Annotated in this window: 22 protein-coding genes and 1 tRNA gene; 10 read left to right on the top strand and 13 right to left on the bottom strand. The window is 67.2% G+C overall.

The window, feature by feature from the left end:
• The first annotated feature begins 23 nt into the window (after window positions 1-23).
• From rpsM to RZE77_RS26300, 6 genes are all read left to right on the top strand, one after another.
• On the top strand, window positions 24-389 hold the full coding sequence (gene rpsM / locus RZE77_RS26325) for a 30S ribosomal protein S13 (RefSeq protein ID WP_013544105.1): 366 nt from the start codon (window positions 24-26) through the stop codon (window positions 387-389).
• Window positions 390-401: 12 nt separating this feature from the next.
• On the top strand, window positions 402-806 hold the full coding sequence (rpsK, locus tag RZE77_RS26320; protein ID WP_009124825.1) for a 30S ribosomal protein S11: 405 nt from the start codon (window positions 402-404) through the stop codon (window positions 804-806).
• 130 nt (window positions 807-936) lie between these two features.
• Window positions 937-1,560 (top strand): 30S ribosomal protein S4, encoded by a 624-nt coding sequence (gene rpsD / locus RZE77_RS26315; protein WP_013544104.1) that lies wholly within the window; start codon window positions 937-939, stop codon window positions 1,558-1,560.
• 128 nt (window positions 1,561-1,688) lie between these two features.
• The gene (locus RZE77_RS26310; protein WP_009124827.1) at window positions 1,689-2,678 is read left to right on the top strand and encodes a DNA-directed RNA polymerase subunit alpha; all 990 of its coding nucleotides are present in this window, start codon (window positions 1,689-1,691) and stop codon (window positions 2,676-2,678) included.
• 81 nt (window positions 2,679-2,759) lie between these two features.
• Window positions 2,760-3,158 carry a 50S ribosomal protein L17 gene (rplQ, locus tag RZE77_RS26305; protein ID WP_015867792.1) on the top strand — a complete coding sequence of 133 codons (399 nt, stop codon included), beginning with the start codon at window positions 2,760-2,762 and terminating at the stop codon, window positions 3,156-3,158.
• A gap of 18 nt (window positions 3,159-3,176) precedes the next feature.
• A tRNA-Met gene (locus RZE77_RS26300) sits at window positions 3,177-3,253 on the top strand.
• A gap of 143 nt (window positions 3,254-3,396) precedes the next feature.
• On the opposite strand, the gene RZE77_RS26295 is transcribed toward RZE77_RS26300, so the two are convergent.
• From RZE77_RS26295 to RZE77_RS26270, 6 genes are all read right to left on the bottom strand, one after another.
• Window positions 3,397-3,795 carry a RidA family protein gene (locus tag RZE77_RS26295; RefSeq protein ID WP_015867791.1) on the bottom strand — a complete coding sequence of 133 codons (399 nt, stop codon included), beginning with the start codon at window positions 3,793-3,795 and terminating at the stop codon, window positions 3,397-3,399.
• Window positions 3,792-5,423, bottom strand: coding sequence for an AMP-binding protein (locus RZE77_RS26290; protein WP_319439928.1), 1,632 nt, complete (start codon window positions 5,421-5,423; stop codon window positions 3,792-3,794). Before RZE77_RS26290 ends, RZE77_RS26295 begins: the two co-directional genes overlap by 4 nt.
• Window positions 5,424-5,428: 5 nt before the next feature.
• A complete protein-coding gene (locus RZE77_RS26285; protein ID WP_319439927.1) occupies window positions 5,429-6,622 on the bottom strand; it encodes an acyl-CoA dehydrogenase family protein in 1,194 nt (397 codons plus the stop codon).
• A gap of 4 nt (window positions 6,623-6,626) precedes the next feature.
• The gene (locus RZE77_RS26280) at window positions 6,627-7,481 is read right to left on the bottom strand and encodes an enoyl-CoA hydratase family protein (protein ID WP_018905174.1); all 855 of its coding nucleotides are present in this window, start codon (window positions 7,479-7,481) and stop codon (window positions 6,627-6,629) included.
• A complete protein-coding gene (locus tag RZE77_RS26275; RefSeq protein ID WP_015867787.1) occupies window positions 7,478-7,954 on the bottom strand; it encodes a MarR family winged helix-turn-helix transcriptional regulator in 477 nt (158 codons plus the stop codon). The genes RZE77_RS26280 and RZE77_RS26275 overlap by 4 nt, the downstream gene beginning before the upstream one ends.
• A gap of 86 nt (window positions 7,955-8,040) precedes the next feature.
• Window positions 8,041-10,389, bottom strand: coding sequence for a bifunctional salicylyl-CoA 5-hydroxylase/oxidoreductase (locus tag RZE77_RS26270; RefSeq protein ID WP_319439926.1), 2,349 nt, complete (start codon window positions 10,387-10,389; stop codon window positions 8,041-8,043).
• Between the two features lie 155 nt (window positions 10,390-10,544).
• Between RZE77_RS26270 and RZE77_RS26265 the strand changes: the two genes are divergently transcribed.
• Entirely contained in the window at window positions 10,545-11,813 is a 1,269-nt protein-coding gene (locus tag RZE77_RS26265; RefSeq protein WP_319439925.1) for a cyclopropane-fatty-acyl-phospholipid synthase family protein, read from the top strand.
• A gap of 12 nt (window positions 11,814-11,825) precedes the next feature.
• Complete coding sequence (locus RZE77_RS26260) at window positions 11,826-12,149, top strand: DUF1840 domain-containing protein (protein WP_145739360.1); 324 nt, start codon at window positions 11,826-11,828, stop codon at window positions 12,147-12,149.
• Between the two features lie 112 nt (window positions 12,150-12,261).
• Here RZE77_RS26260 and RZE77_RS26255 read toward each other — a convergent pair whose 3' ends face one another.
• Both RZE77_RS26255 and RZE77_RS26250 read right to left on the bottom strand, forming a co-directional pair.
• Entirely contained in the window at window positions 12,262-13,281 is a 1,020-nt protein-coding gene (locus tag RZE77_RS26255) for a Bug family tripartite tricarboxylate transporter substrate binding protein (RefSeq protein ID WP_319439924.1), read from the bottom strand.
• A 64-nt stretch (window positions 13,282-13,345) separates the two neighbouring features.
• Entirely contained in the window at window positions 13,346-14,272 is a 927-nt protein-coding gene (locus tag RZE77_RS26250; protein ID WP_062364132.1) for a LysR family transcriptional regulator, read from the bottom strand.
• Between the two features lie 114 nt (window positions 14,273-14,386).
• Between RZE77_RS26250 and RZE77_RS26245 the strand changes: the two genes are divergently transcribed.
• Window positions 14,387-15,148 carry an SDR family oxidoreductase gene (locus tag RZE77_RS26245; RefSeq protein WP_319439923.1) on the top strand — a complete coding sequence of 254 codons (762 nt, stop codon included), beginning with the start codon at window positions 14,387-14,389 and terminating at the stop codon, window positions 15,146-15,148.
• A 3-nt stretch (window positions 15,149-15,151) separates the two neighbouring features.
• Here RZE77_RS26245 and RZE77_RS26240 read toward each other — a convergent pair whose 3' ends face one another.
• The 5 genes from RZE77_RS26240 to RZE77_RS26220 all read right to left on the bottom strand — a co-directional run bounded on the left by RZE77_RS26240 (window position 15,152) and on the right by RZE77_RS26220 (window position 19,180).
• Complete coding sequence (locus RZE77_RS26240) at window positions 15,152-15,574, bottom strand: MarR family winged helix-turn-helix transcriptional regulator (RefSeq protein WP_319439922.1); 423 nt, start codon at window positions 15,572-15,574, stop codon at window positions 15,152-15,154.
• Between the two features lie 12 nt (window positions 15,575-15,586).
• A complete protein-coding gene (locus tag RZE77_RS26235) occupies window positions 15,587-16,549 on the bottom strand; it encodes an alpha-ketoacid dehydrogenase subunit beta (RefSeq protein WP_319439921.1) in 963 nt (320 codons plus the stop codon).
• Window positions 16,540-17,631 carry a thiamine pyrophosphate-dependent dehydrogenase E1 component subunit alpha gene (locus RZE77_RS26230; RefSeq protein WP_319439920.1) on the bottom strand — a complete coding sequence of 364 codons (1,092 nt, stop codon included), beginning with the start codon at window positions 17,629-17,631 and terminating at the stop codon, window positions 16,540-16,542. Before RZE77_RS26230 ends, RZE77_RS26235 begins: the two co-directional genes overlap by 10 nt.
• 174 nt (window positions 17,632-17,805) lie before the next feature.
• Window positions 17,806-18,672 (bottom strand): LysR family transcriptional regulator, encoded by an 867-nt coding sequence (locus RZE77_RS26225; protein ID WP_319439919.1) that lies wholly within the window; start codon window positions 18,670-18,672, stop codon window positions 17,806-17,808.
• Between the two features lie 67 nt (window positions 18,673-18,739).
• Complete coding sequence (locus RZE77_RS26220) at window positions 18,740-19,180, bottom strand: VOC family protein (protein ID WP_405546624.1); 441 nt, start codon at window positions 19,178-19,180, stop codon at window positions 18,740-18,742.
• Between the two features lie 242 nt (window positions 19,181-19,422).
• Between RZE77_RS26220 and xylF the strand changes: the two genes are divergently transcribed.
• A complete protein-coding gene (xylF, locus tag RZE77_RS26215) occupies window positions 19,423-20,445 on the top strand; it encodes a D-xylose ABC transporter substrate-binding protein (protein ID WP_319439917.1) in 1,023 nt (340 codons plus the stop codon).
• The last annotated feature ends 63 nt before the right edge of the window (window positions 20,446-20,508 follow it).

The raw sequence follows: 20,508 nt of genomic DNA, 5'->3' as shown, positions 1-20,508 counted from the left end.
TTGAAGAGTATTAGAGGACGCACATGGCACGTATTGCTGGCATCAACATTCCGCCGCACAAGCACGCTGAAATCGGCCTGACCGCCATCTTCGGCATCGGTCGCACCCGCGCCCGTCAGATCTGCGAAGCGAGCGGCATCGAATATTCGAAGAAGATCAAGGACCTGACTGACGCCGATCTCGAAAAGATCCGCGACCAGATCGCCTTGTTCACCATCGAAGGCGATCTGCGTCGCGAGACGACGATGAACATCAAGCGTTTGATGGACATCGGCTGCTATCGCGGCTTCCGTCACCGTCGCGGCCTGCCGATGCGCGGCCAGCGCACGCGCACCAACGCCCGCACCCGCAAGGGTCCGCGCAAGGCTGCGCAGTCCCTGAAGAAATAAGGATAGACCAGCATGGCTAAAGCACCTGCAAACAACGCCGCACAGCGCGTTCGCAAGAAGGTTCGCAAGAACGTTGCGGACGGCATCGCCCACGTGCATGCCTCGTTCAACAACACCATCATCACGATCACCGATCGCCAGGGCAACGCCCTGTCGTGGGCTTCGTCGGGTGGCCAGGGCTTCAAGGGCTCGCGCAAGTCGACGCCGTTCGCTGCGCAGGTGGCTTCCGAAGTGGCCGGCCGTGCTGCTGTCGAACAAGGCATCAAGAACCTCGACGTCGAGATCAAGGGCCCCGGCCCCGGTCGCGAATCGTCGGTGCGCGCACTGGCTGCGCTCGGCATCCGGATCAATTCCATTGCCGACGTGACGCCCGTTCCGCACAACGGCTGCCGTCCCCAGAAGCGTCGCCGCATCTGATCGTCAGTCCGCAAGGCGCAGCCGGCTTTTGAGCGGCTGCGCATTTGTTTTTTTACTAAGCCCACCGCCATCCGCGTCCTCGCCGATGGCTCCCGCAGGCAACTGCGGCAGATGACACAAAGGAAAAATCGTGGCACGCTACCTCGGCCCCAAGGCCAAACTTTCCCGCCGTGAAGGCACCGACCTGTTCCTCAAGAGCGCTCGCCGCTCCATCCAGGACAAGGCCAAGTTCGATTCCAAGCCCGGCCAGCATGGCCGCACTTCGGGTCAGCGTACCTCCGACTACGGCCTGCAGCTGCGCGAAAAGCAGAAGGTCAAGCGCATGTACGGCGTGCTCGAGAAGCAGTTCCGCCGCTACTTCGAAGAAGCCGACCGCCGCCGTGGCAACACCGGCGCCAACCTGCTGTTCATCCTCGAGTCGCGCCTGGACAACGTCGTCTACCGCATGGGCTTCGGCTCGACGCGCGCCGAGGCACGCCAGCTCGTGTCGCACAAGGCGATCACGGTGAATGGCCAATCGGTCAACATCCCGTCGTACCTGGTGAAGACCGGCGACGTGATCGCCGTTCGCGACAAGTCGAAGAAGCAGACCCGCATTGCCGAAGCGCTCCAGCTCGCCCAGCAAGTCGGTATCCCGGCCTGGGTCGAAGTGAACGCCGACAAGGCCGAAGGTACCTTCAAGAAGGTGCCGGATCGCGACGAATTCGCAGCCGACATCAACGAATCGCTGATCGTCGAACTGTACTCGCGCTAAACAGACGATAACGGGCCGCGCTTCGCGGCCCGATTTTGATTTTTTTGTTCCCATCGGGAGGCACTCTCGACGGGTGCTTCACCAGCCTTACCGGTGTAACGAGCCGGGGGTATTGAGAGGAAGTCTGCATGCAAACCACCCTGCTGAAACCCAAGACCATCCAGGTCGAGCAACTTGCCGCCAACAAGGCCAAGGTCACGCTCGAGCCTTTCGAGCGCGGCTACGGCCACACGCTCGGCAACGCGCTGCGCCGCGTCCTGCTGTCGTCGATGGTCGGTTATTCGGCCACTGAAGTCACGATCGCCGGCGTCCTGCACGAGTACTCGTCGATCGACGGCGTGCAGGAAGATGTCGTCAACATCCTGCTGAATCTCAAGGGCGTGGTGTTCAAGCTCCACAACCGCGACGAAGTCACGCTGAGCCTGCGCAAGGACGGCGAAGGCCCGGTGCTGGCGTCGGACATCCAGACCCCGCACGACGTCGAGATCATCAACCCCGACCACGTGATCGCGCACCTGTCGCAAGGCGGCAAGCTCGACATGCAGATCAAGGTCGAAAAGGGCCGTGGCTACGTGCCCGGCACGATGCGCCGCTATGCCGACGAGCCGACCAAGTCGATCGGCCGCATCGTCCTGGACGCCTCGTTCTCGCCCGTCAAGCGCGTGAGCTACACGGTCGAAAGCGCCCGTGTCGAACAGCGTACCGACCTGGACAAGCTGCTGGTCGAAATCGAAACCAACGGTGCGATCACCGCCGAAGACGCCGTGCGCGCCTCGGCTAAAATCCTGGTCGAACAGCTGGCCGTGTTCGCGCAGCTCGAAGGCGGCGAACTGGCTGCATTCGATGCGCCGGCACCGCGCAGCGCACAGCAATTCGATCCGATCCTGCTGCGCCCTGTCGACGAGCTCGAGCTCACCGTGCGTTCGGCCAACTGCCTGAAGGCCGAAAACATCTACTACATCGGCGACCTGATCCAGCGCACCGAGAACGAGCTGCTCAAGACCCCGAACCTGGGTCGCAAGTCGCTCAACGAAATCAAGGAAGTGCTTGCCTCGCGCGGCCTGACCTTGGGTATGAAGCTTGAAAGCTGGCCGCCGGCCGGTCTCGACAAGCGTTGATTTTTGAATTGAGCCCCTGAGGGCTCGTGCCCGGGCAGTACCTGATACGGCTGCCTGTTTAATAAAGTAAAGGAAAGCACCATGCGTCACGGACACGGACTCCGCAAACTCAACCGCACCAGCTCGCACCGCCTTGCGATGCTGCAGAACATGATGAATTCGCTCATCGAGCACGAAGTCATCAAGACCACGGTCCCCAAGGCCAAGGAACTGCGCCGCGTCATCGAACCGATGATCACGCTTGCCAAGAAGCCCACGGTTGCCAACAAGCGCCTGGCTTTCGACCGCCTGCGCGACCGCGACAGCGTCGTCAAGCTCTTCGGCGAACTCGGCCCGCGCTTCGCAGCGCGTCCGGGCGGCTACACCCGCATCCTGAAGATGGGTTTCCGCGTTGGCGACAATGCACCCATGGCACTGGTCGAACTGGTCGACCGTCCTGAAATTAAAGAAGAAGCCGCCGAGCAAGGCGCTGCTGAATAAGGTATAATTCCATCTTGCCGCGCGATGGAGCAGCCTGGTAGCTCGTTGGGCTCATAACCCAAAGGTCGCAAGTTCAAATCTTGCTCGCGCAACCAATTTAAAAGGCCCTTTGAATTTTCAAAGGGCCTTTTTCTTTGGCCGAAGATCTTCGGAGCGGCGAATCCGTCCATCCATAAAAAATGCCCTCGCGATGAGGGCATTCCTGTTTGTGCTGCGCGGGCGGCTCCTGCGCGTTCCGTCAGTCCGGAATGACCGCCGTGACCTCGATTTCGACCTTGGCGCGGTGCTCGACCAGCGCCGCCACCTGCACGCAGGTCATGGCTGGGAAATTGCGCCCCATCGCATCGCGGTACACCGGGCCGAGCTCGCCGAGGCGGCGGCTGTATTCGTCGCGGTCGGTCACGTACCAGGTCATGCGCACCATGTGTTCGGGGCCGGCGCCGGCTTCGCGCAGCACTTCGGCGATGTTGCGCAGCGCCAGGCCGCACTGCTCGATGAAGTCGTCCGACTCGAACTGCTGCTGCGCATTCCAGCCGATCTGGCCGCCGACGAACACCATGGTGCCGCGCGCGGCCACGCCATTCGCATAGCCCTTGGGGGGCAACCAGCCCGGGGGCTGCAAGAGTTTGTTCATCATGATGTGGTGTTGTCGTCGTTGAGTTGTCTCAGTTTGAATCGCTGGAGCTTGCCGGTCTCGGTGCGCGGCAGCACCGTCACGAACTCGATCTCCCGCGGGTATTTGAACGGCGCGATGGTGGCCTTCACATGGTCCTGCAGCGCCTTGACGAGCACCGCATCGCCTTCATGGCCGGGCTTCAGCACGCAGAAGGCCTTCACGATCATGCCGCGGTCGGCGTCGGGCTTGCCGATCACGCCGCACTCGGCCACGGCCGGGTGCTTGAGCAGCGCATCCTCGACCTCGGGCCCGCCGACGTTGTAGCCGGCCGTGATGATCATGTCGTCGGCACGCGCTTGGTAGAAGAAATAGCCGTCGTCGTCCTGCACGAACGAATCGCCGGGGTAGTTCCAGCCGTTCTTCACGTAGTCGGCCTGGCGCGGGTCGTCAAGGTAGCGGCAGCCGACCGGGCCCTGCAGCGCCAGCTTGCCGATCGTGCCGCGCGGCACTTCGTTGCCCTGGTCGTCCACCACCCTGGCGGTGAAGCCGGGCACCACCTTGCCGACCGCGCCGCGGCGCACCTGGTCGCCGGCGGCGGAGATGTAGATGTGGAACACCTCGGTGCCGCCGATGCCGTCGAGCATCTCGATGCCGGTGGCTTCCTTCCACAGCTGCCGCGTGGCGTCGGGCAGCGCCTCGCCCGCGCTCACGCAGATGCGCAGGCTCGGCGCGCCGTGCTGGCGCACGAAGGGCGCCATCTGGCGATAGAAGGTGGGTGCCGTGTAGCAGATGGTCGCGCCGACCTCGTTGATGAGCTTCACGAGGCCTTCGGGCGTGAACGGCGCATCGGCAAAGTACACCGAGGCGCCGGCCCACATCGGGAACACCAGCAGCCCGCCGAGCCCGAAGGTGAAGGCCAGCGGTGGCGAGCCGATCACGATGTCGTCGCTGCGCGCCTGCAGCACATGGCGCGGCCAGGTCTCGCACATCGCGAGCACGTCGCGGTGCGTGGTGACCGGTGCCTTGGGCTTGCCCGTGGTGCCGGAGGTGAACGCGAGCAGGGCGATGTCGTCCGATGCCGTGGGGCAGGCGGTGAACACGCCGCTCTTGCCCGCCGCGCGTGCCGACAGCGAATCGGGCGCATCCGGCTTGTTGAACGCGATCACCGATGCGAGCACGGGATGCTCCCGCTGCGCCAGCACGAGCTCGTCGAGCAGCCGTCCGTCGCACAGCGCCGCCACGGGACGTGCCTTCTCGATGATCTCGCCGAGTTCCTTGGCGCGCAGCAGCGGCATGGTGGCCACCGCGATCAACCCGGCCTTGACCACCGCGAGCCACGACAGCGCCATGGCCACCGAGTTGCCGCCGCGCAGCAGCACGCGGTTGCCGGGCACGAGGCCGAGGTCCTCGGTCAGCACCTGCGCGATGCGGTTGACTTCGACGGCGGCCTGCGAATAGGTCAGCGTGCCGGCGGGCGAACGCAGCATCGGCTTGTCGCCGAAGCCCTTGGCGGGCGCCTTGTCCAGGAGCTCCTCGACGAGGTTCAGCTGGTCGGGCAGCTGCAGCTCCGGAAGGTCGTAGCGGAAGACCGGAAGCTGCTCGGCGGGCGGCAGGCGGTCGTGAACGAAGCGGTCGACTTGGGCAGACACGATGTTTATCCCCGCAAAACGGATTTGCCGATGATCAGTTGTTGAACCTCCGTCGCGCCTTCGTAGATGCGCAGCGAGCGGATGTCGCGGTAGAGGCTTTCAATCTTCGTGCCAACCTTCACGCCGAGGCCGCCGTGCATCTGCAGCGCCATGTCGATCACGCGGCTCGCGTTCTCGGTGGCGCACATCTTGGCCATGGCGGCGGCGGCCGACACGTCGCCCACCGCGGGTGCGCCGCGCCGTTCGGCGTCGTCGCGCATCCATGCGGCGCGGTAGGTGAGCAATGCGGCGCTGTCGATCAATGCGGCCATCTCGCCGAGCTTGGCCTGCGTGAGCTGGAAATCGGCGAGCGTCTGGCCGAACATGCGCCGGCCTTTCGAATGCGCGATGGCTTCGGCGAGCGCGCGGCGCCCCATGCCCAATGCCGCCGCTGCAACGGATGCGCGGAAGATGTCGAGCGTGCGCATCGCGAGCTTGAAGCCGCCATTGAGTTCGCCGAGCTGCGCCGTGCGCGGCACGATGCAGTCCTGGAAGCGCAGCGTGGCGAGCGGATGCGGCGCCATGACGTCGATGTGCTCGGAGGTATCGAGGCCGGCTGCCGTCGCATCGACGATGAACGCCGTGATGCCGCGCGTGCCGCCTGCGGGATCGGTCTTGGCGAACAGGCAGTAGAAATCGGCGATGCCGCCGTTGCTGATCCAGGTCTTCTCGCCATTGAGGCGCCAGCCGTCGCCCGTGGTTTCGGCGCGCATCGCCATGGCCGCCACGTCGGAGCCCGCGTCGGGTTCGCTCAGCGCAAAGGCCGCGATCTTCTCGCCTTTGCCCACGGCCGTGAGGTAGCGCGATTGCTGCTCGGGCGTGCCCGCGAGCGTGATCGCGCCGCTGCCCAGCCCCTGCATCGCAAACGCGAAGTCGGCCAGCGGCGAGTGGTAGCCGAGCGTTTCGCGCAGCAGCACGAGCGCGCGCGAATCGAGGCGCTCGAGCGCGCCGCCTGCGCTGCCGGGCACGGCATAGCGCAGCCAACCGCCGTCGCCGAGGCGGCGCACCCATTCGCGGCAGGCCGCGCGGTCGTCGCGCTCGTCGACTTCCTGCGCGGCGCACCAGGGCAGCAGCTCGCTTGCGAGCGCGCGATGCGCGTCGTCGAAGAACGGCAGCGCGAGGTGCGCTGTCGAGGGCGGTGCGGGGATCCTCGTCATCATGACTTCAGTCTCCGCCGAACACGGGCTTGCGCTTGGCCGCAAACGCTTCGTAGGCGCGCTTGAAATCCTCGGTCTGCATGCAGATGGCCTGTGCCTGCGCTTCGGCCTCGATGGCCTGGTCGATGGTCATCGACCACTCCTGCGAGAGCATGGTCTTGGTCATGCCGTGCGCGAAACTCGGGCCTTCGGCCAGTTCGCGCGCCACCTTGGTGGCCGCTTCGAGCAGTGCATCGCTTTCGTGCAGCGCATTGAAGAAGCCCCAGGCCTGGCCTTCCTGCGCCGTCATCGCGCGGCCGGTAAAGAGGAGTTCCGAGGCGCGGCCCTGGCCGATCACGCGCGGCAGCAGCGCGCAGGCACCCATGTCGGCGCCGGCAAGGCCGACGCGCGTGAACAGGAAGGCGGTGCGCGTGGCGGGCGAGCCGTAGCGCAGGTCGCAGGCCAGCGCGATCATCGCGCCGGCGCCGGCGCACACGCCGTCGATCGCGCCGACGATCGGCTGCGGGCAGTGGCGGATGGCCTTGACCAGGTCGCCGGTCATGCGCGTGAACTCGAGCAGCTCGGGCATGCGCATGCCGGTGAGCGGGCCGATGATCTCGTGCACGTCGCCGCCCGAGCAGAAGTTGCCGCCGGCGCCGGTGACCACGATGGCCTTCACGTCGGTTGCATAAGTCAAGGCGCGGAACAGGTCGCGCAGCTCGGCATACGAATCGAAGGTCAGCGGGTTCTTGCGCTCGGGGCGGTTCAGCGTGATGGTGCCGACGCCCGCTTCATAGTGCCATGCGAAGTGCTTCGCTGCGTAAGGCGCCTTGGCCTCGAATTGCGCGTGCATGGGATTGCCCGCGCCGATGTAGTGCTTCATTCGGCCTCCGCCATCTGGCTGTGTGAGTGTTGCTTGACCTTGCCGAGCAGCTTGTGCAGCTGCGCGATCTCCTTGGCGCTGAGCGCCGCGAAGGCATCGACGATCCAGTCTTCGTGCTGCTGCGCCATCTCGTTGAAGAGCTTGCGTCCGCGCGCCGTGAGCCGCACGCGCCAGGCGCGGCGGTCGCCCTCGACGTTGATGCGCTCGACCAGCCCTTCGGTCACGAGCTGGTCGGTGATGCCGGTGACGTTGCCGCCGGTCACCATCATGCGGCGCGACAGCTCGTTCATCTTCAGGCCGTCGGGCGAGCGCTCGAGCTGGGACATCAGGTCGAAGCGCGGCAACGTGGTGGCGAACTGCGAGCGCAGTTCGTTGCGCACCTGCTTCTCGATCAGCTGGGTGCAGGTGAGCAGCCGCAGCCAGAGGCGCAGGGCCTCGGGGTGCTCGCTGTGGGCGCGTGCTTCGAGGTCCATGTCAGTGGCGCCCGGCCGCCCGAAGGCACTGACGCGCCCCCCCGGGGGGCAGCGATACGCGAAGCGATGAGCGTGGGGGTTTCATTTCAGTGCGTCTCCTCGTTGTTGGAGGCAGCCAATGCGGCGTTCGCAGCGGCAGCGATCTGCTGCTGCTTGGCGATCTCGCGGTACATCTGGTCGCGCCCGCTCAGGTACTGCTTCGGCCAGTCGACATCGCGGCTTTGCAGCTTGGCGGCTTCGTGCAGAGTCCATGCAGGGTCGGCAAGGTGCGGGCGCGCGATGGCGCAGAGGTCGGCGCGGCCGGCCGCGATGATGCTGTTGGCCTGGTCGGCGTCGGTGATGGCGCCGACCGCGATGGTCGAGATGCCGACCTCGTTGCGGATGCGGTCCGAGAACGGCGTCTGGTACATGCGGCCGTACACCGGCTTGGCGGTGCGCGTTGTCTGGCCGGAAGACACGTCGATGAAATCGGCGCCGGCTTCCTTGAAGAGGCGCGCCACCACCACGGCATCGGCATCGGTGTTGCCGCCGGGTGCCCAGTCGTGCGCCGAGATGCGCACGCTCATCGGCTTGTCGGCGGGCCAGGCGGCGCGCATCGCGCGGAACACCTCGAGCGGATAGCGGCAGCGCGCTTCGATGCCGCCGCCGTACTCGTCGGTGCGCAGGTTGGTGAGCGGGCTGATGAAGGCCGACAGCAGGTAGCCGTGCGCGCAGTGCAGCTCGAGCCAGTCGAAGCCGCATTCGGCAGCGCGGCGCGTGGACGCCACGAACTGGTCGCGCATGGCGTCCATCTGCTCGTGCGTCATCGCGGCCGGCAGCTGGTTCTGTTCGCCGTAGGCCACCGCGCTGGCGGCCAGCAGCGGCCAGTTGCCGCTTTCGAGCGGCTCGTCGGTGCCTTCCCAGCCCACGCGGGTCGAGCCCTTGGGGCCGCTGTGGCCGAGCTGCATGGCGATCTTCGCGCTCGACTGCGTGTGCACGAAGTCGACGATGCGCTTGAACGCGGCCTGCTGCGTGTCGTTGTACAGGCCCGTGCAGCCGGGGGTGATGCGGCCTTCGGGCGTCGGGCTCGTCATCTCGACGAACACCATCGCGGCGCCACCGAGTGCGCGGGCGCCCAGGTGCACCAGCAGGAAGTCCTGCGGCACGCCGTCGACCGCGCTGTAGGTGGCCATCGGCGACACCAGGATGCGGTTCTTCAGCGCGAGGCCGCGCACCTGCAGCGGCATCAGCATGGGCGCAACAGGCTTGCCGCCGGCGAGCCAGCGCTCGTAGCCGCCGAGCCATTGCGTGTCGCGCACGCGCAGGTTCTCGTGGCTGATGCGCTGCGAGCGCGTGAGCAGCGAATAGGCGAACTGCTCGATCTGCATGCCGGTGTAGCGCGGCACGTTCTCGAACCATTCGGTGGAGTTGCGCGCGGCATTCTGGATCTTGAGCACCTCGACGCTGCGGCGCGCCTCGTAGCCTTCGAGCACGTGGTCGACGGTGCCGCCTTGCGCGAATTCGTTGGCCAGGTCGATTGCGTCTTCCAGCGCGAGCTTGGTGCCCGAGCCGATCGAGAAGTGCGCCGTGTGCGCTGCGTCGCCCATCAGCACCACGGGCACAGAGCGCCCCTGCACATCGATGCGGTGCGTCCAGCGCTCGCACACCACGCGCGGAAAGCGGATCCAGTTGGCCGAGCCGCGCAGGTGCGTGGCATTGCTGATGAGCGCATGGCCGCCCAGGTACTTGGCGAACAGCTTCTCGCAGAAGGCGATGGCCTCGGGCTGCTCCATCTGGTCGAGGCCGTGGGCTTTCCACACCGCCTCGGGCGTTTCGACGATGAAGGTCGAGGTCTTGTCGTCGAACTGGTAGGCATGGGCCTGGAACCAGCCGTGCTCGGTCTGTTCGAAGGCGAAGGTGAAGGCGTCGAAGGTCTGGTGCGTGCCCAGCCACACGAAGCGGCAGTTGCGCAGGTCGATGTCGGGCTTGAACACGTCGGCATAGCGCTGGCGAATGCGGCTGTTGAGGCCGTCGCTGGCAATCACCAGGTCGGCGTTGTACTGGGCGGCGATCGCCTGGTCGTCGGTGGCGTCGGTCTCGAAGACCAGCTGCACGCCCAGCGCGAGGCAGCGCTCCTGCAGGATGTTCAGCAGGCGCTTGCGGCCGATGCCGCAGAAGCCGTGGCCGCCCGAGCGCACCTGCCGGCCCTTGAAGAACACCTGGATGTCGTCCCAGTGGTGGAACTCGCTGCCGATCAGCGCGGCGGTCTCGGCGTCGGCCGCGCGCAGGTTGGCGAGCGTCTGATCGCTGAGCACCACGCCCCAGCCGAAGGTGTCGAAGGGGCGGTTGCGCTCAACCACGGTGATCTCGAGGGCGGGGTTGCGCGCCTTCATCAGCAGCGCGAAGTACAGGCCCGCGGGGCCGCCGCCGATGCACAGGATGCGTTGAAGGTCCATGGCGGGTGCGGCAGGGAAGCCGGCGGTTAGGCTATTCATGATTGAATAGTTTAAGCATAAACAATCTGCTGTCAACGGGGCCATCCCCGGCGGGGTACCCCGGGTGCCGCGGGCGTCATGCAAAAAACTGAAAAACTCAATACCATCGCTTCACCATGCAAAGCTTGATACCCAAGATCGAGTCGCAGCTTGCGTCGCTGCCCGTGCCCATCGCGCTGGAACTGCCTGATGGCCGAAGAGTTGCCAAGCCGGGGTCGCGTGTCACCCTGGCGTTCAGCGAATGGTCGGCGCTGGCCAAGCTGGCGGCGCACCAGGTGGGGGCCATCGGCGAGGCCTATGTGGAAGGCCGGGTCCAGATCGAAGGCGCGATGCGCGACCTGATCGACGCCACGGTCGGCATGCTGCCAGGCAACCCGGCGGAGACCAACACCGCCTGGTGGAGCCGCCTGATGCGGCTGGCCAAGTCGCACAACTCGCATTCGCTGCACAAGGATGCCGAGCAGATCCAGTTCCACTACGACGTTTCCGACGACTTCTACGCGCTGTGGCTCGATCCGCGCCGGGTGTATTCGTGCGCCTATTTCCGCACCCCCGGGCTGACGCTGGCCCAGGCCCAGGAGGCCAAGCTGGACCACATCTGCCGCAAGCTGCTGCTGCAGCCGGGCGAGCGCTTCCTGGACATCGGTTCCGGCTGGGGCGGGCTGCTGCTGTGGGCGGCGGAGCATTACGGCGTCGACGCCACCGGCATCACGCTGTCGAAGAACCAGCATGCGCACGTGCAGCGCCTGATCGAGGAAAAGGGCCTGCAGGGCCGCGTGCGGGTGGAGCTGCGCGACTACCGAGAACTTTCCGCCGATGCGCCCTTCGACAAGATCTCCTCGGTCGGCATGTTCGAGCACGTGGGCGCGGCCAACATGCCCACCTATTTCCGCAAGATCCATTCGCTGCTCAAGCCCGGCGGCCTGGTGCTGAACCACGGCATCACCTCGGGCCAGCTCGACTACCGCCAGCTGGGCGCGGGCATGGGCGACTTCATCGAGAAGTACATCTTCCCGGGCGGCGAACTGCTGCACGTGACGCACGTGCTGCGCGAGACGGCGGCCGCGGGCCTGGAGATGGTCGATACCGAGAGCCTGCGCCCGCACTACGCGCGCACGCTGTGGGCCTGGTCGGACGCGCTGGAGTCGCAGCTGGACACTGCGCGCGAGGTGCTCGCGCGCGCGGGCGGGCGCCAGGGCGAGAATGCCGAACGCATCCTGCGGGCCTACCGCCTCTACTTGGCGGGCTCGGCCATGAGCTTCGAGCAGGGCTGGATCTCACTGCACCAGATGCTTTCGACCAAGCCCGACGGCCGGGTCGAGCATGGTGTTTTGCGCGGTTCGCAATCGGTGTACCCTTTTGCCCGTGACTACATCTACAAGTGAGTGAGAACAACCATGCTGTACCGATTCCAGTCCCGGGCCTCCCCTGACTTCGTGATGCTGGAGGTGCATGCCCGCCAGCTGTTCGACATCGTCGGCAAGGCGCCCGCGCCGCAGGGCATCATCACGCTCGAGCAGATTCCCGGCGCCATTGCGGCGCTCGAATCCGCGCTGGCGCGCGAGGCCAGCAACCCGCACAACCACGACGACTACGCCGTCGAAGGCCATGCCAACGAGGCCGAGAAGCAGCACGTGGGCCTGCACCAGCGCGCAGCCCCGCTGCTCCACATGCTCAGGGACTCCCTGGCCGACAAAAAAGACGTGACCTGGAAGACCTGAGCGCCTGTCTTTTCACTTCAAGAAGCGCCGCGGAACCGGCTTCGCCGGGCCGCAGGCGCTGCCCCCGGCAAGGGGGAGAGAGAAGCGACACGAAGTGCGCGAAGCCTGGGGGTCAGTCCACCTTTGCGCCGGAGTCCTTCACCACCTTCGCCCACTTCACGTGCTCGCTGGCAATCAGCTTGGTGAAGTCGGCCGGCGAATTGCCGCTCGGGATGGCACCCTGGGCGAGCATCTTTTCCTTGATGGCGGGCGTGCCGAGCGACTTGGCCACTTCCTGCTGGATCCGGTTCACGATCTCGGGCGAGGTGCCGGCCGGCGCCAGCAGGCCGAACCACGAGCTCGCCTCGAAGCCCTTGAGCGCCGGGCCGCCCGCTTCCTCGACCGTCGGAATGTCGGGCAGTGCCGGCGAACGCCTGGCGCTGGTCACGGCCAGCGCCGTGAGCTTGCCGGCCTTGATCTGCGCCATCGACGAGGGCAGGTTGTCGAACATCAGGTCGGCATTGCCGCCCACCAGGTCCAGCAGCGCCGGGCCCGAGCCCTTGTACGGGATGTGGGCCATGAAGGTGCCGGTCATGCTCTTGAAGAGCTCGCCCGCCAGGTGGATCGAGGTGCCGCTGCCGCTCGAGGCCATGTTGAGCTTGCCCGGGTTGGCCTTGGCGTACTTGATGAAGTCCTGCACGTTGTGGACGTTCAGCGCCTTGGCCTTGTCGGCGTTCATTTCCATGACGTTCGGCACGGCCGCCACCAGCGTGATCGGCACGAAGTCCTTGATCGGATCGAACGGCAGCTTGGGATAGAGCGCGCGGTTGATGCCGTGCGTGCCGACCGTGCCCATCAGGAGCGTGTAGCCGTCGTTCGGCGCGCGCGCCACGATCTCGGCGCCCACGTTGCCGCCCGCGCCTGCGCGGTTGTCGACGATGAACTGCTGGCCGAAGGCCTTCGACAGCTCGGGCGCGACGGCGCGCGCCAGGATGTCGGTGGTGCCGCCGGCCGCAAAGGGCACGACGATGCGCACCGGCTTGTTCGGCCAGGCGGTCTGGGCCCAGGAAGGAGTGGCCGCGAGGGCGATGGCGGCGGCGGAAACGGCCAGTGCGGCGCGGCGGTTTGTCTTGAAATTTGAAGAAGAGGTCATGCGGGCGTTTGTACAGGGGAACCGCCGCGCGCATGGCGGGTAAAAACCCCGTGGGAGCGCTGGTCTATGCCACCTGCATCCGCTCGGCGAAGCGCTCGCTGCGAAAACGCTCGAGCACGAAGTCGATGAACACGCGCGTCTTCGCGGGCAGCAGCTTCTTGCTCGGGTAGTAGAGCCAGACCGCGCCCGCGTCGAAGTGCCATTCGGGCAGCAGGCGCACCAGCTCGCCGCTGCGCAGGCCGCGCTCGACGAAGGGCATCGGCAGCATGGCGACGCCCAGGCCCATCAGCGCGGCATGCGCAATGGCTTCGGGGTCGTTGAAGATCGCGCGCGGCCGCGGCAGCTCCACCGTGGCCTGGTCGCCGCCCGCGTGCTGCAGCGTCCAGCTGCGAAGCCGGCCGGTGGGCGAGGAGCGGCGCAGCAGGGCGTCGAGCTGCGCCAGTTCCGCGGGCTGCGCCGGCAGTGCGCGGCCGGCCAGGTAGGCCGGTGCGGCCACCGCCACCACATGGATGCGCGCCAGTTCGCGCGCCACCACGCCGGGCGACAGCTCGATGCCGCCGCCGATGGCCGCGTCGAAGCCTTCGCCCACCAGGTCCACCTGCTGGTTGTCGAAGTGCCAGTCGGGCAGGATGGACGGATAGCGGGCCAGGAAGTCGCCCATCATCGGCAGCACGTGCTCGCGGCCGAAAGCCTGTCCCATGCTCACCTTGAGCGTGCCGGCGGGCTGGCCGTCGTCCTTCGAGAGGCCGGCCACTGCGTCCTGCAACGTGGCGAGCGCCCCGCCGATCTGGCCCAGGAAACGCTCGCCGCCCTCCGTCAGCGTGAGGCGGCGGGTGCTGCGCTGGAACAGCCGCACGCCCAGCCGCGCTTCGAGCCGCGCGACATTCTTGCTGACCGCGGCCGGCGTGAGCCCGAGCCGGCGGGCCGCGGCCGAGAAGCTGCCGCTTTCGGCGCTCTGCACGAAGGACTGGAGGTGATTGAGCGGTTCCATGGCGCATTTTCAACCAAGAGTTGAATCTGATTGGACCGATTGATGGCTACCGCAAAGGTAATGGAATCCCGACACTGAAGCTCTTCCACCTCACAACCGACAGGAAACATCACCATGGCTCTCAGCAAATCCACTTCCCCCGTGCTCGCGGGCAAGGTCGCTTTCGTCACCGGCGGTTCGCGCGGCATCGGCGCCGCCATCGTGCGCCGCCTGGCCGAGGACGGCGCCGCCGTTGCCTTCAGCTATGCCAGCTCGAGCGCGCCGGCCGACGAACTCGTGCGCAGCCTCGAGGCCGAAGGCGGCCGCGCGCTGGCGCTGAAGATCGACAGCGCCGATGCCGCCGCGCTCACCGCCGGCATCGACGAGGCCGCGCGCAAGCTCGGCCGCATCGACGTGCTGGTCAACAACGCCGGCATCTTCCTGCCCGGCACGCTGGAGGACTTCTCGCTCGAGGATTTCGACCGGACGCTGGACATCAACGTGCGCGCCGTGTTCGTCGCAGCCAAGGCCGCCGTGCGCCACATGGGCGAGGGCGGCCGCATCATCAACATCGGCAGCACCAATGCCGAGCGCATGCCCTGGCCCGGCGGCAGCGCCTATGCCATGAGCAAGTCGGCGCTCAAGGGCCTGGTGCAGGGCCTGTCGCGCGACCTCGGCCCGCGCGGCATCACGGTCAACAACGTGCAGCCCGGCCCGGTCAACACCGACATGAACCCGGTCGACGGCCCCAACGCCGCCGCGATGCACGGCCTGATGGCGCTGGCCCGCCATGCGCGCCCCGAGGAAATCGCCGGCATGGTGGCGTACCTCGCAAGCCCCGAAGCCGCTTTTGTGACCGGCGCCAGCCTCAACATCGACGGCGGTTTCGCCGCTTGATGGCTATCCGGCGCGCTGGACGGCGGCAATGAGCTTGTCCAGGGTCGCATCGAGGCGGGCGAGCTCGTCGGCCGCGATGCCCTCGAACAGCACGGCCTCGCGCTGCCGGCCCAGCACGCCGACGGTTTCGTGCAGCGCCTTGCCCGCCGCGGTGAGGTAGAGCCGGCTGCGGCGCCGGTCGGTGGGATCGCCCAGGGGCTGCACGCGCTTGTGGCGCTTCAGGCCGGCCAGGGCGCGGCTCACCGCCATCTTGTCGAGCCCGGTGAGGTCGGCGATCTGCGTGGCATTGAGCCCCGGCTGCGCGCCGAGCACCGCCATGGCGCGCCATTCGTTGAGCGTGAGGTGATGCTCGCGGCCCACCTTCTCGTGAAAGGGCCGCGCCGTGAGGTTGACCACCCGCACCAGCTTGAAGAACAGCGGGTCCATGGCGCGGTGGGTTCAGCCCAGCAGTTTTCTCACGGCGGCCGCGATGGCTTCGGGGCCGACGCGCGATTGCGCCTCCAGCACCGGCGCATAGCCGACCGGAATGCGCGGCGCGCCGAGCCGCGCCACGCGGCAGCCCGTGGCCTCCGCGGCGCTGGCGGCAATCTCGGCGCCGAAGCCGGCCACCTGCACCGCCTCGTGCACCACCAGCAGCCGCTGGGTGCGCGCGCACGACGCGAGCACCGTCTCGCGGTCCCAGGGCCAGAGCGCGCGCAGGTCGATCAGGTCGACCGCGATGCCTTCGGCCGCCAGCGCATCGCAGGCCGCCGCGCAGGCCTGCATCTGCCGGCTCCAGCTCACGAGCGTGAGCGCATTGCCTTCGCGCACGCGCCGCGCCTTGCCGAGCGGCACGGCGATGTCTTCGTCGACCTCGCCGCGCAGGCCCCACAGCGTCTTGTGCTCGATGTAGACCACCGGGTCGCCGCACGCGAGCGCGGCGCGCAAGAGGCCGTAGTTGTCCTGCGGCGTCGACGGGCTCACCACCACCACGCCCGGCAGGTGCGCGAACCAGGCCTCGAGCGACTGCGAATGCTGCGCGGCCGAGGCGTCCCAGATGCCGCCGGGCATGCGCGCCACCAGCGGCACGCGGCCCTGGCCGCCGAACATGAAGCGGTTCTTGGCGGCCTGGTTCACCAGCTCGTCCATGCCGCAGAGCGCGAAGTCGACCACGCGCATCTCGACCACGGGCCGCAGGCCCGCGAGCGCCATGCCCACGCCGGCACCCATGATCGCGGCCTCGCTGATCGGCGTGTCGATCACGCGCTCGGCGCCGAAGGCCTGCTGCAGGCCCTTGTACTGGCCGAAGATGCCGCCGCGGCCCACGTCCTCGCCGAGCACCACCACGCGCGGGTCGGCCTGCATCTCGCGCTGGATTGCGAGCACGGCGGCTTCGGAATAGCTCAGATCCTTCAATACCATTGGCCTGCCCCGGTGGTCTGTACGTCGGTGAAGGCAGCGCTGGCGTCGGGCCAGGGCGCCGCCTCGGCGATGGCCAGCGCGGTATCGACCTCGTCGCGCGCGGCATTCTCGATGGCATCCAGCGTCGCGGCGGCCACGCCCATGTCCAGCAGGTGCCCGCGCGCCCGCGCGATCGGATCGGTTTCGAGCGCGGCGGCCAGTTCGGCCGGATCGCGGTAGGCCGCGAGGTCGACCGACACATGCCCCTTCACGCGGTAGGTCAGCGCATGCAGCAGCCGCGGTCCGCCGCCGCCGCGCACTTCGGCAACCAGCCGCGCGGCGGTTTCGTGCACCGCGAACACGTCGTTGCCGTCCACCTGCGTGGCCGCGATGTCCATCGAGGCGGCGCGCACCGAGGCGCCCTCGCCCGCCGTCATCGGGCCGCTCGCGGTGGTGGCGCTCCAGCGGTTGTCCTCGCAGACGAAGAGCACCGGCAGGCCGTACACGCGCGCCCAGTTCAGCGCTTCGAGAAAAGGGCCGCGGTTGATGGCGCCGTCGCCGAAGAAGCAGACCGTGATGTCGCCACTTGCACCATGGCCCCCTGGCCCCGGCAAGCCGTGGCCTCCCCCCGAGGGGGGCAAGGCGGCTTGGGAGCGGCCCGGCGCCGCCTTCAGCAGCTTCTGCGCATGCGCCGCACCCACCGCAATCGGCAGCCCCGCGGCCACCACGCCGTTCGCACCCAGCATGCCGACCGAGAAGTCCGCGATGTGCATCGAGCCGCCCTTGCCGCCGTTGAAGCCGGTGGCCTTGCCGAACAGCTCGCACATCATGCGGGCGAGGTCGGCGCCCTTGGCCAGCGTGTGGCCGTGGCCGCGGTGCGTGGAGGTGAGGTAGTCGCTCGTGCGCAGATGCGCGCAGACGCCCGCGGGCACCGCCTCCTGGCCGGTCGAGAGGTGCAGCGGCCCGCGCACCTTGGCGGCACCGGCGGCCTGCTGGCCATAGGCGCTCACGCCGCCCTGGCTCGCTGTTTCGGCGGCGTTTTCGAAGGCGCGGATGCGCACCATGGCACGGTACAGCGCCGTGCCTGAATTGCTCGGGTCCATCGTGTCTCCAGCGCCCTTGACGGGGCGTTCCGGCAAAAATCGTATCAAGCGTGACGACATCGCCTCACAGGGCTTACCCCTGCGAGCGCCTGATGTGCCGCACCGGCTGCGCGAGGTGCTGGGCGCGCCGGCCTGCGAAGCGCTGGTGGCAGCAGGCCGCTACCGGCGCGATGTCTATTGAGCGGCTTCCCGCAGGCACTGCGCAAACTGCGCGGCGGCAGGCGGGCTGGCGCGCGGCTTGCGCAGCAGGAGGCCCACCTCGCGGTGGAACGTGAGCTCGCCGAGCGAGAGCATGCGAACACCCGCGGGCAGCGGAAGGTGCGCCTCGACCAGCGGAACAAGCGCAACGCCCAGCCCCTTGGACGCCATGTGGATGAGCCCTGCGATCTCGTCCAGTTCGATCGAATCGTTGACCGCGATGCCTTCGCGCCGGAGGAATCTTTCCACCATGCGGCCGCCGAAGGACGCGCGGTCGTAGCGCAGGAAGGGCTGCTCCTGGAGCAGCGCGCGCCAGTCCTTTCCCGGCAGTTTTTTGGGCGCGATGAGCACGTACGGTTCCTGCACCAGTGGCTGCCACGCCAGCTCCGGAAGAATGCCGAACGGCGGCCGGATGATCACCGCCGCATCGATCGTGCCTGCATCGAGCTCGTCCATCAGCCGCATCGACACGCCGGGCGACACATGGACGCGCAGCAGCGGCTGCTGCTTGCGCAGCCTTGCAAGCGCCCGCGCAACGAGCGTCGATTGCGCCGAGGCAATGGCGCCGATCCGCAGCAGTCCGCCGCCCGCGGCGTCGTCGGGAAGCTCGCCGAGCTTGGCATAGAGCGCGCAGATCTCCTCCGCGCGCGCCAGCGTCGTCTGGCCGGCCGCATTCAAGGTGGCGGAGCGCCCGGTCCGCTCGAACAGCGCGAACCCCAGGGCTTCCTCGAGCCGCTTGACCTGGCTGCTGACCGCCGACTGCGTCAGGCCGATCCGCTCCCCCGCGGCGGCGAAAGTGCCGTGGCGGCAGACGGCGATGAAGGTTCTGAGCTCGTTGATCATGAACCGAGCATCTCAAGAATCGATGCAAGGTTCAATGAATCATCACGATGGGCTGTCGTTGGCGCCCTCAGACGGCGAACAGCGAATCCAGGTTCGCGAACGACTTCATCTCGATGGCATTGCCCGACGGATCGAGAAAGAACATCGTGGCCTGTTCGCCCGGCTCGCCCTTGAAGCGGATGTAGGGCTCGATCACGAAGCGGGTCTGGCGCGCGACCAGCTTGTCGGCCAGCGCCTGCCATTGGTCCATCGGGAGGATGGCGCCGAAGTGGCGCACCGGCACCTCGTGGCCGTCGACTGCGCTGCTGGCCTTGTGGCCGCATTCATCGGGCGCCAGGTGCGCCACGATCTGGTGGCCGTGGAAGTCGAAGTCGACCCATTCGGGCGCGCTGCGGCCCTCGGGGCAGCCGAGCAGGTCGCCATAGAAGGCGCGGGCTTCGGCAATGTCGCGAACGGGGAAAGCCAGGTGGAACGGGATTCTCGCGGGGGATGCATTCATGGCGGCCATCGGTCTGTGAGTTCAGGATGGCCGGACTTTAAGCAGTGCCCTTCATAACCGAAAACGATATATTTTCTTGCTGAACATCGATTTTCTCGATGCTCGATTCGCTCGGGATGCAAGCGCATTCCCCCGGGAATTCCCGGGTGCCCAGCGCGCGGCCGCGATGGGATAGTTAGTTCGCCCTTCAAACTAACTAATTTCTTACACGGCATTTCTTGCCGGGCACACCCTTCCAAGGAGAGACATCCATGCAACTCAAGCACACCCTGGCCGCGATGGCCTTTGGCCTTTCTGCCGTGGGCGCAGTGGCCCAGACCGTGGTCGGCGTGAGCTGGTCCAACTTCCAGGAAGAGCGCTGGAAGACCGACGAGGCCGCGATCAAGGCCCAGCTCGAGAAGCTCGGTGCCAAGTACATCAGCGCCGACGCGGGCGGCTCGCCCGAAAAGCAGCTGGGCGACATCGAGGGGCTGATGTCGAAGGGCGCCAAGGCGCTCATCGTGCTGGCGATGGACAAGGACGCGATTCTTCCGGCCGTCACCAAGGCCACGCGCCAGAAGGTGCCCGTGGTGGCCTACGACCGGCTGATCGAGGCACCGGGCGTCTTCTACATCACCTTCGACAACGTCGAGGTCGGCCGCATGGAGGCGCGCGAGGTCTTCAAGGTCAAGCCCAAGGGCAACTACGTGATCATCAAGGGCTCGCCGAGCGACCCGAACGCCGACTTCCTGCGCGCGGGCCAGCAGGAGGTGCTGGACGCCGCCGTCAAGAAGGGCGACATCAAGATCGTCGGCGACGAATACACCGAAGGCTGGAAGCCCGAGGTGGCGCAGAAGAACATGGAGCAGATCCTCACCAAGAACGCCAACAAGGTCGACGCGGTGGTGGCGGCCAACGACGGCACGGCCGGCGGCGCGGTGGCCGCGCTCACGGCCAAGGGCCTGCGCGGCATTCCGGTGTCGGGGCAGGACGCCGACTTCGCGGCGCTCAACCGCATTGCGCTGGGCACGCAGACCGCGACCGTCTTCAAGGACTCGCGCGAACTCGGCCGCGAAGCCGCCAGCGCCGCCATCGCGCTGTCGCAGGGCAAGCCGGTCGAGAAGGCCGCGCCGTGGAATGCCGGGCCGAAGAAGATCTCGCTGTCGTCGCGCCTGCTCACGCCGGTGCCGGTCACGCGCGACAACCTCGACGTGGTCGTGAAGGCCGGCTGGATCAAGAAGGACGAGCTCTGCAAGGGTGTCCCGGCGGCCAGCGCACCCGCGGCCTGCAAGTAGCAGAGCGAGCCGCAAGCAGCGCCACCAATCCGCGCCGCACTGCCGCGTCCGGCCGGCCCATGG

Source organism: Variovorax sp. SPNA7 (assembly GCF_033807855.1).
In the GTDB taxonomy this organism is placed as follows: Bacteria; Pseudomonadota; Gammaproteobacteria; order Burkholderiales; family Burkholderiaceae_C; genus Variovorax; species Variovorax beijingensis.
Note: the sequence above shows the minus strand (reverse complement) of the source record. Positions and strands in the feature narration are given on the sequence as shown.

What these genes read in the sequence shown, in the direction of transcription:
- rpsM (WP_013544105.1), top strand. Translation starts at nt 24, where the DNA reads ATGGCACGTATTGCTGGCATCAACATTCCGCCGCACAAGCACGCTGAA.
- RZE77_RS26235 (WP_319439921.1), bottom strand. Translation starts at nt 16,549, where the DNA reads ATGGTATTGAAGGATCTGAGCTATTCCGAAGCCGCCGTGCTCGCAATC.
- RZE77_RS26265 (WP_319439925.1), top strand. Translation starts at nt 10,545, where the DNA reads ATGCAAAGCTTGATACCCAAGATCGAGTCGCAGCTTGCGTCGCTGCCC.
- RZE77_RS26260 (WP_145739360.1), top strand. Translation starts at nt 11,826, where the DNA reads ATGCTGTACCGATTCCAGTCCCGGGCCTCCCCTGACTTCGTGATGCTG.
- RZE77_RS26280 (WP_018905174.1), bottom strand. Translation starts at nt 7,481, where the DNA reads ATGAAGCACTACATCGGCGCGGGCAATCCCATGCACGCGCAATTCGAG.
- RZE77_RS26230 (WP_319439920.1), bottom strand. Translation starts at nt 17,631, where the DNA reads ATGGACCCGAGCAATTCAGGCACGGCGCTGTACCGTGCCATGGTGCGC.
- xylF (WP_319439917.1), top strand. Translation starts at nt 19,423, where the DNA reads ATGCAACTCAAGCACACCCTGGCCGCGATGGCCTTTGGCCTTTCTGCC.
- RZE77_RS26245 (WP_319439923.1), top strand. Translation starts at nt 14,387, where the DNA reads ATGGCTCTCAGCAAATCCACTTCCCCCGTGCTCGCGGGCAAGGTCGCT.
- rpsK (WP_009124825.1), top strand. Translation starts at nt 402, where the DNA reads ATGGCTAAAGCACCTGCAAACAACGCCGCACAGCGCGTTCGCAAGAAG.
- RZE77_RS26250 (WP_062364132.1), bottom strand. Translation starts at nt 14,272, where the DNA reads ATGGAACCGCTCAATCACCTCCAGTCCTTCGTGCAGAGCGCCGAAAGC.
- rplQ (WP_015867792.1), top strand. Translation starts at nt 2,760, where the DNA reads ATGCGTCACGGACACGGACTCCGCAAACTCAACCGCACCAGCTCGCAC.
- RZE77_RS26295 (WP_015867791.1), bottom strand. Translation starts at nt 3,795, where the DNA reads ATGATGAACAAACTCTTGCAGCCCCCGGGCTGGTTGCCCCCCAAGGGC.
- RZE77_RS26310 (WP_009124827.1), top strand. Translation starts at nt 1,689, where the DNA reads ATGCAAACCACCCTGCTGAAACCCAAGACCATCCAGGTCGAGCAACTT.
- RZE77_RS26275 (WP_015867787.1), bottom strand. Translation starts at nt 7,954, where the DNA reads ATGGACCTCGAAGCACGCGCCCACAGCGAGCACCCCGAGGCCCTGCGC.
- RZE77_RS26240 (WP_319439922.1), bottom strand. Translation starts at nt 15,574, where the DNA reads ATGGACCCGCTGTTCTTCAAGCTGGTGCGGGTGGTCAACCTCACGGCG.
- RZE77_RS26255 (WP_319439924.1), bottom strand. Translation starts at nt 13,281, where the DNA reads ATGACCTCTTCTTCAAATTTCAAGACAAACCGCCGCGCCGCACTGGCC.
- RZE77_RS26270 (WP_319439926.1), bottom strand. Translation starts at nt 10,389, where the DNA reads ATGGACCTTCAACGCATCCTGTGCATCGGCGGCGGCCCCGCGGGCCTG.
- RZE77_RS26285 (WP_319439927.1), bottom strand. Translation starts at nt 6,622, where the DNA reads ATGATGACGAGGATCCCCGCACCGCCCTCGACAGCGCACCTCGCGCTG.
- RZE77_RS26220 (WP_405546624.1), bottom strand. Translation starts at nt 19,180, where the DNA reads ATGGCCGCCATGAATGCATCCCCCGCGAGAATCCCGTTCCACCTGGCT.
- RZE77_RS26225 (WP_319439919.1), bottom strand. Translation starts at nt 18,672, where the DNA reads ATGATCAACGAGCTCAGAACCTTCATCGCCGTCTGCCGCCACGGCACT.